The 12,733-nt window shown below is 71.2% G+C and carries 9 protein-coding genes; 8 read left to right on the top strand and 1 reads right to left on the bottom strand.

The genetic code is table 11. From position 1 onward, the window contains the following. The first annotated feature begins 60 nt into the window (after positions 1-60). Positions 61-1,263: a Gfo/Idh/MocA family protein gene (locus tag GAK38_RS00775; RefSeq protein ID WP_325340553.1), complete on the top strand. Its 1,203-nt coding sequence runs from the start codon at positions 61-63 to the stop codon at positions 1,261-1,263. A gap of 86 nt (positions 1,264-1,349) precedes the next feature. On the opposite strand, the gene GAK38_RS00770 is transcribed toward GAK38_RS00775, so the two are convergent. Continuing rightward, positions 1,350-2,072, bottom strand: a complete 723-nt coding sequence (locus GAK38_RS00770) for a pirin family protein (RefSeq protein WP_325340551.1) — start codon at positions 2,070-2,072, stop codon at positions 1,350-1,352. A 526-nt stretch (positions 2,073-2,598) separates the two neighbouring features. Between GAK38_RS00770 and GAK38_RS00765 the strand changes: the two genes are divergently transcribed. From GAK38_RS00765 to GAK38_RS00735, 7 genes are all read left to right on the top strand, one after another. Beyond that, positions 2,599-4,236, top strand: coding sequence for an ABC transporter substrate-binding protein (locus GAK38_RS00765; protein WP_325340549.1), 1,638 nt, complete (start codon positions 2,599-2,601; stop codon positions 4,234-4,236). 127 nt (positions 4,237-4,363) lie between these two features. Further along, the gene (locus tag GAK38_RS00760) at positions 4,364-5,560 is read left to right on the top strand and encodes an LLM class flavin-dependent oxidoreductase (RefSeq protein ID WP_325340547.1); all 1,197 of its coding nucleotides are present in this window, start codon (positions 4,364-4,366) and stop codon (positions 5,558-5,560) included. Positions 5,561-5,575: 15 nt separating this feature from the next. Beyond that, on the top strand, positions 5,576-7,186 hold the full coding sequence (locus GAK38_RS00755) for an ABC transporter substrate-binding protein (RefSeq protein ID WP_325340545.1): 1,611 nt from the start codon (positions 5,576-5,578) through the stop codon (positions 7,184-7,186). 22 nt (positions 7,187-7,208) lie between these two features. Then, positions 7,209-8,237 carry an ABC transporter permease gene (locus GAK38_RS00750; RefSeq protein ID WP_325340543.1) on the top strand — a complete coding sequence of 343 codons (1,029 nt, stop codon included), beginning with the start codon at positions 7,209-7,211 and terminating at the stop codon, positions 8,235-8,237. 13 nt (positions 8,238-8,250) lie between these two features. Further along, positions 8,251-9,246, top strand: coding sequence for an ABC transporter permease (locus GAK38_RS00745; RefSeq protein WP_325340541.1), 996 nt, complete (start codon positions 8,251-8,253; stop codon positions 9,244-9,246). Then, on the top strand, positions 9,243-11,012 hold the full coding sequence (locus tag GAK38_RS00740; RefSeq protein WP_325340540.1) for an ABC transporter ATP-binding protein: 1,770 nt from the start codon (positions 9,243-9,245) through the stop codon (positions 11,010-11,012). Before GAK38_RS00745 ends, GAK38_RS00740 begins: the two co-directional genes overlap by 4 nt. Further along, the gene (locus tag GAK38_RS00735; protein WP_325340538.1) at positions 11,009-12,733 is read left to right on the top strand and encodes an FAD-dependent oxidoreductase; all 1,725 of its coding nucleotides are present in this window, start codon (positions 11,009-11,011) and stop codon (positions 12,731-12,733) included. Before GAK38_RS00740 ends, GAK38_RS00735 begins: the two co-directional genes overlap by 4 nt.

Here is a 12,733-nt window from a genome sequence, read left to right as displayed (position 1 = left end):
TGGCTGCCCTTCTTTTGAGCGACACCGTTGCCTCTCCACGAGAAAAAAAGCGGCCCGGCCATGACCTCCACGTCTCCCGTACCCGCCGGCGCATCTCCGCAGCGCCGGGATCTGCCGGGCCCGAGTCCGGTCGACAGCGGTGCCGTCGAGCAGGGCCGCGTGCGCTTTCCCCCCTGGCGCGGCGAAGCCGACCGGCCGGCCGGCGACCCGGTCGCGCCGCTGGCGCCGGACAAGCGGGTCGGCTTCGCCGTCGTGGGGCTCGGCCGGCTGTCGCTCGAACAGATCCTGCCGGCCTTCGGCGCCAGCCGGCTGGCGCGGCCGGTGGCGCTGGTCTCCGGCTCGCCCGAGAAGCTCAAGGTGGTCGCGCAGCAGTACGGCATCGCCGCCGGCGACTGCCACGGCTACGACGGCTTCGAGCGGCTGCGCGACAACCCGGCGGTGCAGGCCATCTACCTCGTGCTGCCCAATGCGCTGCACCGCGAATTCACCGAACGCGCCGCGGCCATCGGCCTGCACGTGCTCTGCGAGAAGCCCCTGGCCACCAGCGCGGCCGACGCGCGGGCCATGGTCGACGCCTGCAGCCGTGCCGGGGTCAGGCTCATGGTCGCCTACCGCATCCAGTACCAGCCGCACCACGTCCGCGCCCGCGGCTGGGTGCGCGACCAGACCTTCGGCCGGCTCGTGGGCATCCAGTCGGTCAATGTGCAGACCGTGCATGCCAACGCGGCGCAGCAGTGGCGCCACAAGCAGGCGCTCGCGGGCGGCGGCGCGCTGCCGGACATCGGCCTCTACTGCCTGAACACCGCGCGCTTCGTCAGCGGCGAGGAGCCGCGCGAGGTCTATGCGCAGATCCATACGCCCCAGGGCGACGACCGCTTCGCCGAGGTGGAGCAGACCGTGTCCTTCATGCTGCGCTTTCCCTCGGGACTGATCGCCAACTGCTTCACCAGCTACGGCGCGCGCGAGGACAAGGCCCAGCGCCTGAACTTCGCCGAGGCCGCAGTCGACATGCCCGACGCCTTCGCCTACGAAGGCCAGCGCCTCTTCATCGGCCGGCTGCGCAACGGCGCCGCGGTGCGCGACGAAGTGGTGCTGCCGCATGCCAACCAGTTCTCCTGCGAGATCGACCACTTCGCCGACTGCGTGCGCAACGGCAAGCCGCCGCGCACGCCCGGCGAGGAAGGGCTGCGCGACCAGGTGCTGATCGAGCGCATCTACGCCTCGGCCGCCGAGGGCCGGCGGCTGCCGGCGGCCGACCTGTAGGGCGGCCCTCCATACCTGGGGGAGAAGGTCCCTGTACCGCGCTTTACAAGAGCGCTATAGAGAAATACCCTTGTCCCCGCAGCCGGTCACAGCATCGGCAGCTCATTCGGCCGCAGGTCGAACACCAGCACCTCGGCCTGCCGGCCGCCGGCGAAGCGCAGCACCTCCTCGCCGCGGATGCGGGCGCCGTCGCCTTCGCCGAACGCCTGGCCGTTGACCGCGACGCTGCCGCGCGCCACGTGGACATAGGCGTACCGGCCCGGCGCCAGCCGCAGTTCGGCGCGCTCGTCATCGCCGTCGAACCGGCCGGCGTAAACGCGGGCGTCCTGGTGCACCCGCAGCGATCCTTCGTCGCCTTCGGGCGAGATGATCAGGCGCAGCCTGCCGCGCTTCTCGGCCTCGCTGAAGTGCACCTGCTGGTAGCGCGGCTGCACGCTCTGGCGGGCCGGCACGATCCAGATCTGGAGGAAATGGACCGCCTCGGTCGCCGAGTGGTTGAACTCGCTGTGGCGCACGCCGGTGCCGGCGCTCATCATCTGCACGTCGCCCGGGCGAATCACCGAGCCGGTGCCCATGGAGTCCTTGTGCTCCAGCGCGCCTTCCAGCACGTACGAGAAGATTTCCATGTCGCGGTGCGGATGCGCGCCGAAGCCCTGGCTCGGCGCCACGCGGTCGTCGTTGATGACCAGCAGGTCCGAGAAGCCCTGCTGGCGCGGGTCGCGGTAGCCACCGAAGGAGAAGGTGTGGCGCGATTGCAGCCAGCCGTGGTCGGCGATGCCGCGGTCGTGGGCCCGGCGGAGTTCGATCATGCTCTTCTTCCTTTCCTGCATTCGATAGGATTCACCGCTGTCTCGCTGGTTGGCCGATGCTGTCCAGCCGTGGCGTGAAGAGAAGTTTGCGCCTGTCGACGCCGCCGTGGCTGAAGATTTTGAGACAGCTTGCTCGGAGTTTTCGACGGTCGGATTTCATCGCTGATCCATTCGCCGTCTGCCGGACACCCGTCCAGAGCCCGCCTGCCCCGTTCGCAGCAGCGTGGCGCCGGCCTGCTCCATGCGCTCGCAGGCGCAGGGCTGCTGAAAATCAACCATGCGGCTTGCCTGTCGTGCCGCATCCAAGCCGGCGGCGTCTGCGGCGCGGTCATGCAGGCGGCGCGCTTGCATATACGGCATCTGAGCTTGCCGTCCACCACGGCCGACGGGCGCTGCTGCCGCAGCACCGGATCTGGTTGATTTCGAGCGCCGTTGCTGCACAGGCAGCGGCACGCCGCGCCGGACCCGCCGGCCGCGACAGGGTGCGCGGTGCGCGGGCACGTCGCCTGCTTCTGCAGTGCACACCATGCCCCAGCCTTTCCATCCCACGACGTTGGACCGCCGCCGCTTCGCGCTCGGCGGCCTCGGCGCGGCCGCCGGCCTGGGGTTGCCGCCGGCAGCGCGGGCCGCTGCCGAGGCGCCGGTGCGCGGCGGCACGCTGGTGCTGGGCCCGGGGCCGGAACTGACCACGCCGCTGACCAGCGCGGTGACCACCGCGGGGCTCGCGCAGCTGGTCTCCGGCAAGATTTTCGACGGCCTGCTGACCTACGACGCGCAGCTGCGCCCGCAGCCGCAGCTGGCCACGTCGTGGCAGCAGTCGGGCGACGGCCGCACGCTCACGCTGCGCCTGCGCGAGGGCGTGAAGTGGCATGACGGCCAGCCGTTCACCTCGGCCGACGTGGCCTTCTCGCTGCTCGAAGTGTGGAAGAAGTACCACGCGCGCGGCCGCTCCACCTTCGAGGCCGTCGAGGCGGTGGACACGCCCGACCGCCACACCGCCGTGCTGCGCCTGTCGCGGCCCGCGCCCTTTTTGCTGATTGCACTGAGTTCGGGTGTGGAGGCGCAGGTGATCCCGCGCCACGTCTATGGCGGCGGCAGCCTGCTGACCAACCCGGCCCTGAATGCGCCCGTCGGCAACGGCCCGTTCCGCTTCGTGCGCTGGGAGCGCGGCAGCCAGATCGTGCTGGAGCGCAACCCCGGCTACTGGGATGCACCGCGCCCGTATCTCGACCGCCTGGTGCTGCGCTTCTCGTCCGACGTGGCGGCCAACGCCGCGGCGCTGGAGACCGGCTCGGTCCACCTGATCGGCTTCGCCGCCGTGCCGCTGTCGGACGTGCGCCGGCTCGAAGCCAATCCGGCGCTGGCTGTCAGGCGCGAGCCGCTGAGCTACACCACCGGCGTCAACGTCCTCGGCTTCAACCTCGACCGTCCGGTGTTCAAGGACGTGCGCGTGCGCCAGGCTTTCGCCCATGCGATCGACCGCGACGCCATCGTGCGCAACATCTGGTTCGGCGAGGCCACGGCCACCGATTCGCCGATCCCGCCGGCGTTCAGGGACTTCTACAGCGCCGACATCCCGCACTACCCGTTCGACCTGAAGCGCGCCGAGGCGCTGCTGGAGGAAGCCGGCCTGCCGCGCAAGGGCCGCGGCGTGCGGTTGAGCGTGTTCAACGATCCGGCCCCCACCGGCCCGCTCGACGTGGTCGGCCAGCAGCTGCGCAGCAACCTCGCCAGGATCGGCGTGGACCTGCGCGTGCGCACGCAGGACTTCGGCGAGTACGTCAACCGCGTCTACACGCGGCGCGACTTCGACACCGTGCTCGAAGGCGCCAACGTCGGGCCGGACCCGAGCATCGGCATCCAGCGCTTCTACTGGTCGAGGAACTTCCAGCCCGGCGTGGCGTTCTCCAACGGCTCGCATTACGACAGCGCCGAGGCCGACCGCCTGCTCCAGGCCGCGCAGACCGAGAACGACCCGGCCCGCCGCCGCGAGGTGTTCGCCCGGTTCCAGCGCCGGGTGCAGACCGACCTGCCGCGTATCCCCATCCTGGCGCCGCACGGGCTGATCGTCCACCAGCGCCGCGTACGCGGCCTGCCGCCCATCGACGCGGCCACCAGCAACCTCGCCGGCGTCTGGCTCGCGCCGAACGGCTCGCCGGCATGATGGATACACCCCTTTGTACCATCGGATTGTCGGCGCGTTGCAAGCGCATGCAGTACCTTCCTGGCCGGAGTATCCGATCCGCGCCGTCTTTTCCTCCATCGACCGCCATCCGCCCCGGAGCCCGCCCATGAGCGACGCCGCCATCGCTATCCCGCCTGAAACCATCCTGCCCGGCAGCGCCCCCCAGGGCGCGATCCAGCGCGCCCGCGCGCCCAGCGAGTTCCCCGACAGCCCGCTGTCCCGGGCCTTGCGGCAGCCGCTGCTGCTCGGCCTGTTCCTGAACCTCCAGGACATCCAGCGCACCACCTTCCCCACCTCCAACACCTGGACCTTCGACTACAACAGCCGCATCGTCCAGCAGGGCGAGGCGCTGGGCTTCGACCTCGCGTTCAGCCGCACGCAGTGGCTGCCCAAGGGCGGCTACGACGGCGAGGCGTCGCTCGACTCGTTCATCGCGCTGGGCGCCATGGCGGCGGTGACGAAGTCGATCCTGCTGATCTCGACCATCCACGTGCTCTACGGCCCGCTGCATCCGCTGCACATCGCCAAGTACGGCGCCACGCTCGACCACATCGCCCGCGGCCGCTGGGGCATCAACATCGTGACCGGCCACCGCGCCATCGAGCACGAAATGTTCGGCTGGCAGCGCATCGCGCACGATCACCGCTACGAGCTCGCGGCCGAGCTGTTCGACGTGGTCGAGACGCTCTGGAGCAGCGACGAGAACTTCTCCTTCAAGGGCCGCCAGGGCTGGACGGTGCACAACGGCTTCATCACGCCCAAGCCGCTCTACGGCCGCCCAGTGCTGGTCAACGCGACCGGCTCGGACGCCGGCATCGACTTCGCCGCCAGGTATTCCGACATCGTCTTCATCACCAGCCCGGGCGGCTCGGGCATCAAGGCGGCGCTGGCCATGCTGCCGGCCCACACGGCGCAGATCCGAGCGGCCGCCACGGCGCAGGGCCGCACCGTGCGCACGCTGATCAACCCGGTCATCGTGAGCCGCGACACCGAGGCCGAGACCGAAGCCTACGTCAATGCCATCGTCGGCGGGCGCACCGGCCACCTGTTCGGCAACCACCAGTACGACAGCGACGCCCACGCCTGGCGCGGCCGCAAGGAAGGCACGCGCGACACCGGCCGCGGCCTGGGCGGCAACATCGAGATCGTCGGCACGCCCGAGCAGGTGGTCGAGCAGCTCATCGCGCTCAAGCAAGCCGGCATCGACGGCGTGCAGCTCGGCTTCTTCGACTTTGAGAAGGACCTGGCCCACTTCGGCGAAAGCATCCTGCCGCTGCTGAAAAGCGCCGGCCTCCGTCTCTGACCGCGCATCACCGCCATGAGCCTTCTCTCGCGCCGCCATTTCATCGCCGCGCCGGCTGCCCTGGCCTGGGGCGCGTCCGCCCACGCCGCCGAAGCCGCCACGCCGCAGCGCGGCGGCACGCTGGTCATCGGCACCGGCCGCGAGCCGCCGGGCCTGACCAGCGCGCTCACCACCGCCGGGCCCACCCAGCTCGTTTCGGGCAAGGTGTTCGACGGCCTGCTGAGCTACGACGCGCAGCTGCGCCCGCTGCCGCGCCTGGCCACCAAGTGGGAGACCAGCGCCGACGGCCTCGCGATCACCTTCCACCTGCGCCCCGGCGTGAAGTGGCACGACGGCCAGCCGTTCACCTCGGCCGACGTGGCGTTCTCGCTGCTGGAGGTGTGGAAGAAGTTCAACGCGCGCGGGCGCAGCATCTTCCTCAACGTGGAGAAGGTCGACACGCCGTCGCCCACCGTGGCCGTGCTGCGCCTGTCCAGGCCCGCGCCCTACATCCTCGGCGCGCTGTCGGCCATCGAATCGCAGGTGATCCCGCGCCACCTCTACGCGGGCGCCGACGTGCTCGCCAATCCGCGCAACAACGCGCCGGTCGGCACCGGCCCGTTCCGCTTCGTGCGCTGGGACCGCGGCCGCCAGCTCGTGCTGGAGCGCAATGCCGACTACTGGGACAGGGACCGACCCTGGCTCGACCAGATCGTGTTCCGCCAGATCACCGACCCGGCCGCGGCCGTGGCCGCGCTGGAGACCGGCGCGATCCATATCGCGGGCGAGGTACCGCTGTCGGACGTGGCCAACCTCGCGCGCAACCCGCAGCTGGCGGTGCACCGCCGCACCCAGCCTTCGACCACCGGCATCGCCGCCATCGAGTTCAACCTGGAGCGCCCGCTGTGGCGCGACGTGCGCGTGCGCCAAGCCATCGCCCATGCGGTGGACCGCAACTTCCTGGTGAAGAACATCTGGCACGGCTATGCCGAGGCCACGGATGCGCCGATCCCCTCGGCCTTTCCGGCCTTCCACACCACCGACGTGCCGCACTACCCGTTCGACCTTCAGCGCGCCGAGGCGCTGCTCGACGCGGCGGGCTTGAAGCGCGACGGCCGCGGCACGCGCCTCGCGTTCACGCTCGACCCCAACGCGGGCAGCTCGCAGACGCTGGTGCAGGCCGCCCAGGTCCTGCGCGCCAACCTCGCGCGCATCGGCGTGCGGGTGGACGTGCGCATCCAGGACTTCGGCGAGTTCATCAACCGCGTCTACACCCGGCGCGACTTCGACGCCTCGGTCTACATGGCCAACGCGGGCCCGGACCCGGCCATCGGCACCCAGCGTTTCTACTGGTCGAAGAACATCCAGCCCGGCGTGGCCTTCAGCAACGGCGCGGCCTACCGCAGCGCCGAGGCCGACCGCCTGCTGGAGATCGCCCAGTACGAAACGAATGTGGAACGCCGCCGCGCGATCTACACCCAGTTCCAGCAGCTGGTGCAGACCGACCTGCCCAAGATCCCGCTGGTCGCGCCCGAGGCGGTGGTGGTCGCGCGCAAGGGCCTGCGCGACTTCCTCGACCCGGCCGACGGCACGCTGGGCAACTTCGCCGGCGCCTGGATCGCCCGCGACGGCGGCTCGCCCGCATGACGTTCTGAAAAAGGGGGTCGCCATGTCCGCCGTCCTGCCGCCCTCGTCCACCGATTCGCTCCCGCTGCTGCACCGCGTGCTCGGCTGGCTGCGCGCCCTGCGCCGCCCGCTGTGGCGCGCGCTGCCCACGGCGCTCGGCGTGGTCATCCTCAACTTCGCGCTGCTGCAGGCGGTGCCGGGCGACGCGGTCGATGCGCTCGTGGCCGAATCCGGCTCGGCCACGGCCGAGACGACGGCGCTGCTGCGCGAGCGCTACGGGCTGGACAAGCCAGCCGTCTCGCAGCTCGGCGACTACCTCGGCCACCTCGCGCACTTCTCGCTCGGCTATTCGCCGCGCTACGACCTGCCGGTGATCGACCTGATCCTCGCGCGCCTGCCCAACACGCTGCTGCTGATGTCGCTGTCGCTGGCGATCTCGCTGGCCTTCGGCATCCTGTTCGGCGCGCTCATGGCCACCTGGGCCAACCGCTGGCCCGACCGGCTGCTGTCCTCCATCTCGTTCCTGCTCTATTCCACGCCGGGCTTCTGGATCGGGCTCATGGCCATCGTGCTGTTCGCGGTGCACCTGGGCTGGCTGCCCAGCGGCGGCGACGGCACCGTGGGCGTGGACCTGACCGGCTGGGCGAAGCTGGCGGACACGCTGCGCCACGCCATCCTGCCCGCGGCCACGCTCTCGACCTTCTACGTCGCCGTCTATGCGCGGCTCACGCGCGCCGCGATGCTCGAAGCACAGACGCAGGACTACGTACGCACCGCGCGGGCCAAGGGCCTGCACCCGGCGCGCGTCACCTTCCGCCACGTGCTGCGCAACGCGCTGCTGCCGGTGACCACCGTGGCCGGCACCCACCTGGCGGGCCTGCTCGGCGGCGCGGCGGTGGCCGAGACGGTCTTCAGCTGGCCCGGCATCGGCCGCCTCACGCTCGAAGCGGTGCAGGCGCGCGAATACCGCGTGCTGCTCGGCGTGCTGCTGCTGTCGTCCTTCCTCGTGATCGCGGCCAACATCCTGATCGACCTGCTGCATGCGCGGCTCGACCCCCGCATCCAGAACTAGGAACGCCCCCTCCATGTCCACTCCCCTCTACGGCGACGACGCCGCGGCGCGGCCCGCGTCGTGGCGCAGCCAGCTCGCCGGCGCCCTGCTCGGCGGCGTGCTGCGAAAACATACCCGCGCCAGTACCAGCCCACACTGCCCGACGGGCAGGCGCTCATGGCGGGACCAGTGGCCAGTATTGGCCGCGCTGCTGCGCAACCCGGCGGCCATCGTCGGCCTGGTGCTGCTGGCGCTGATCGTCTTCGCCGGGCTGTCGGCCGACTGGTTCTTCCCCGGCGACCCGCTCGACATCGTGGCCCAGCCGCTGCTGCGCCCGGGCGAGGACCGGGCGTTCTTCCTCGGCACCGACTTCCTCGGCCGCGACATCGCCGCGGGCCTGGCCCACGGCGCGCGCGTGTCGCTGCTGGTGGGCATCACGGCGGCGGTCGTCGGCGTCACCGTCGGCACGCTGATCGGCGCGGTGGCCGGCTACTTCGGCGGCAGGGTCGATGCGGTGCTCAACTGGCTGATCGAGATCTTTCAGACCACGCCGTCGTTCCTGCTGGTCGTGGTGATCGTGTCGATCACGCAGTCGTCGCTCGAAGTCATCGCTGTCGTCATCGGCCTGACGACCTGGGAGACGGTGGCGCGGCTGATCCGTGCGCAGTTCCGCGCGCTGCTGGGCAGCGACTTCGTGCTGGCCGCGCGCAGCATCGGCTTCGGCCACCGCTGGATCATCTTCAAGGAGATCCTGCCGAACGCGCTGCCGCCGATCGTCGTGACCGCCTCGGTCATGGTGGCCGGCGCCATCCTCATGGAATCGTCGCTCGCCTTCCTCGGCGTGGGCGACCCGAACAAGGTCAGCTGGGGCAGCATGATCGGCGGCGGGCGCGACATGCTGCGCACCGCGTGGTACCTGACCGCCATTCCGGGCCTCGCGCTCGTGGTCACCGTGTTCAGCCTCAACCTCGTGGGCGACGCGCTGATCGAGGCGATGAACCCGCGGCTGCGCGGGAGGGTCACGGTATGAACGCGGTCCTCAAGCCGGCCAGCGCGCCGCTGATCGCGGTCGAGGACCTGAAAGTCTCGTTCGGCACGCACCAGGCCGTGCGCGGCGTGAACTTCGAGGTCGCGCCGGGCGAGACGCTCGCGCTGGTCGGCGAATCCGGCTGCGGCAAGTCGACCACCTCGCTCGCGATCCTGCGGCTGCTGCCGCGCAATGCGCACGCCAGTGGCCGCATCGCCTTCGGCGGGCGCGACCTGCTGGCCCTGGACGAGAAGGCGCTGCGCGGCGTGCGCGGCAACGAGATCTCGATGATCTTCCAGGAGCCGATGACCTCGCTGAACCCGGTGCTCACGATCGGCGAGCAGATCACCGAGGTGCTGCGCACGCACCAGGGCCTGAACCGCTGGCAGGCGCGCGAGCGCGCCATCGCGCTGCTCGACCGGGTGAAGATACCGAACCCGCAGCGCCGCATCGACGACTACGCCCACCACCTCTCGGGCGGCCAGCGCCAGCGCGTGATGATCGCCATCGCCGTGGCCTGCCAGCCGAAGCTGCTGATCGCCGACGAGCCCACGACTGCGCTCGACGTGACCATCCAGGCCCAGATCCTGGAGCTGCTGCGCGAGTTGAGCGAGGAGTCGGGCATGGGCCTCTTGCTCATCACCCACGATCTCGGCGTCGTCGGCCAATGGGCCGACCGCGTGGCCGTGATGTACGGCGGCGAGGTGCTCGAATCCGCATCGGCCGAGCGCATCTTCTCGGCCCCGTCGCACCCGTACACGCGCGGCCTGCTCGGCGCCTCGCTGCGGCTCGACGCCGACCTGCACTACCGGCAGGTCGCGCTGCCCGAGGTGCGGGTGCGCGGCGACGCGGACCACCGCGCCTTCACGCTCGAAACCCACGGCGTGCCCCCGACCCGGGCGCCGGACCCGCAGGCCGCGCCGCTGCTCTCGGTGCAGGATCTGCGCACGGTGTACGACACGGCCCACGGTCCGGTCGCGGCGGTGGACGGCGTGAGCTTCGACATCCGCCCCGGCGAGACGGTCGGACTGGTCGGCGAATCGGGCTGCGGCAAATCGACGCTGAGCAAGACGCTGCTGCGGCTGCTCCAACCCGAGAGCGGGAAGATCGTGCTCGAAGGCACGGACCTCGCGCCGCTCGACGAGCGCGCGCTGCGGCCCTGGCGGGGCCGGGTGCAAATGGTGTTCCAGGACCCGTACGGCTCGCTCAACCCGCGCCACCGCATCGGCGACATCCTCGACGCCGCGCTGCGCGTCAACGGCGTGGCCGACCGCACCGAACGGCGCCAGCGCATCGCCGACATCCTCGACCGCGTGGGCCTGCCGGCCGCGGCGGTGGACCGCTGGCCGCACGAGTTCTCGGGCGGCCAGCGCCAGCGCATCGGCCTGGCCCGCACGCTGGTGCTGCGGCCCTCGCTGGTGATCTGCGACGAGCCGGTGTCCTCGCTCGACGTGTCGGTGCGCGCGCAGATCCTCAACCTGCTGGTGGAGCTCAAGGAAGCGTTCGACCTGTCCTACCTGTTCATCTCGCACGACCTGTCGGTCGTCAAGTACATGGCCGACCGCGTGCTGGTCATGCATGCCGGCCGGATCGTGGAACGCGGCGACCACGACCGCCTCTGGGCCGAGGCGCAGCACCCGTATACGCAGACGCTGATCCGCGCCGTGCCGAGCCCGCGCTTCGCGCCGCCGCCGCTGGTGGAAGAGACGGCACCGGCCTGGTTCCACGAGCCGCTGCCGCCCGTGTACCTCTGGCAGTTCGCCATATGAGCACGCCCTGGGACGTCATCGTCGTCGGCGCCGGCGCGGCCGGCCTGGTCGCCGCCTGGCATGCGCGCCAACAGGGCGCGTCGGTGCTCGTGGTCAACAAGGGGCTGGTCGGCCGCAGCGGCGCCACTATCACCTCGGGCGGCGGCATCTCGGCGGCGGGCAGCACGCTGCGGGCGCTGGGGCTCGACGTCGATGCCACGGACACCGAGGAAACCTTCTTCCACGACACGGTGCGCGCCGGCTCCTTCCTCAACGACCAGCGCCTGGTCGAGGCCATGGTCACCGGCGTCGGCGACGAGCTGCGCCGCTACATCGCCGCGGGCGTGAAGTTCCGCGTCAACAAGAAGGCGCCGGGCCACAGCAGCGGCCGCGGCATCCACATCAGCGGCCCCGACATGCAGAAGGCCGTGACCGACGACGCGCTGGCCGCAGGCGTGCAGTTCCGCGAGGACTTCCAGTCCACCGCGCTGCTCACGCGCGACGGCGCGGTCGTCGGCGTGGCCGGGCTGGACCGCCGCACCGGCGAGGCCGAGGCCCTGCACGGCCATGCGGTCGTGATCGCCACCGGCGGCACCACGTCGAACTGGCACCTGCGCACCGCGCCCGAGGAACTCTCGGGCGAAGGCCATGCGATGGCGCTGGATGCCGGCGCCTCGCTGATCGAGATGGAGCTGCTCCAGTTCCTGCCCTGCTGCCTGGCGGCGCCGCCCATCTGGCGCGGCCTGCAGTTTCCGTGGATCCTCGGGCCGCAGGGCGGCCTGCGGGCCTGGCTGCTCAACCGCTACGGCGAGCGCTTCATGGCCCGCTGGGACCCGGAGCGCATGGAGCTGGCCACGCGCGACGTGGTCAGCGCCGCCTGCGCGGCCGAGGTGGTCGAAGGCCGCGGCAGCCCCAGCGGCGCGGTCTACCTGTCGTGGAAGCACCTGCCCGACGACATCCTCGACCACTACCCCACCTGGTCGAAGTCGGTCACGCCCGACTGGCACTGGCAGGGCTTCGACATGAAGCCGCTGATCGAGCGCATCCGCGCCGACCATGCGGTCGAGGTCATGCCCGCGGCCCACTTCTCGCTCGGCGGCATCCGCGTGGATGGGCACGGCGGCACCGGCGTGCCGGGCCTGTTCGCCGCCGGCGAGGCCACCGGCGCAGTCCACGGGGCCAACCGCCTGTCGGGCAACGCCGGCGCACAGGTGCTGGTGCAGGGCAAGCGGGCCGGTGTGGCTGCGGCACGCGATGCGCGGGAGCGCCGCGCGGATGGCCGCGCCGACAACCTGGAGCAGGCCTTCGATGCGATCCATGCGCCGTGGCGCAACGCGGGCCGCGACGGCGTCGTTCCGTACGAACTGAAGGACCGGCTCACGCAACTGGCCGAATCCACGCTCGGCGCCGCGCGCAGCGGCCCGGCGCTCGAAGCCGCGCTGGCCCGGCTGCAAGCGCTGGCCCGCGACGAGCTGCCGCGCCTCGCGCCGCGCGACACCGCCCGCGTCTGGAACCGCGACTGGAGCGATGCGCTCGAAGTGCGCGCCGCCGTGCCGGTGCTCGAATCGGCGTTGCGCGGCGCGCTCGGCCGCCCCGCGTCGATCGGTGCGCACCAGCGGCACGACCTGCGCGGCGTGGCATCGCAAGGCACGTTGCGGCACAGCATCGTGCGCCGCAGCAGCGATGGCGATCTTTCCCTGACCCACGAAGCCGTGCGGCACGATCTGCTGCAGCCCGCCTGA

This window comes from Xylophilus sp., assembly GCA_009914555.1.
Taxonomy (GTDB): domain Bacteria; phylum Pseudomonadota; class Gammaproteobacteria; order Burkholderiales; family Burkholderiaceae_C; genus WNDY01.
This window is presented reverse-complemented; position numbering and strand designations above follow the sequence as displayed.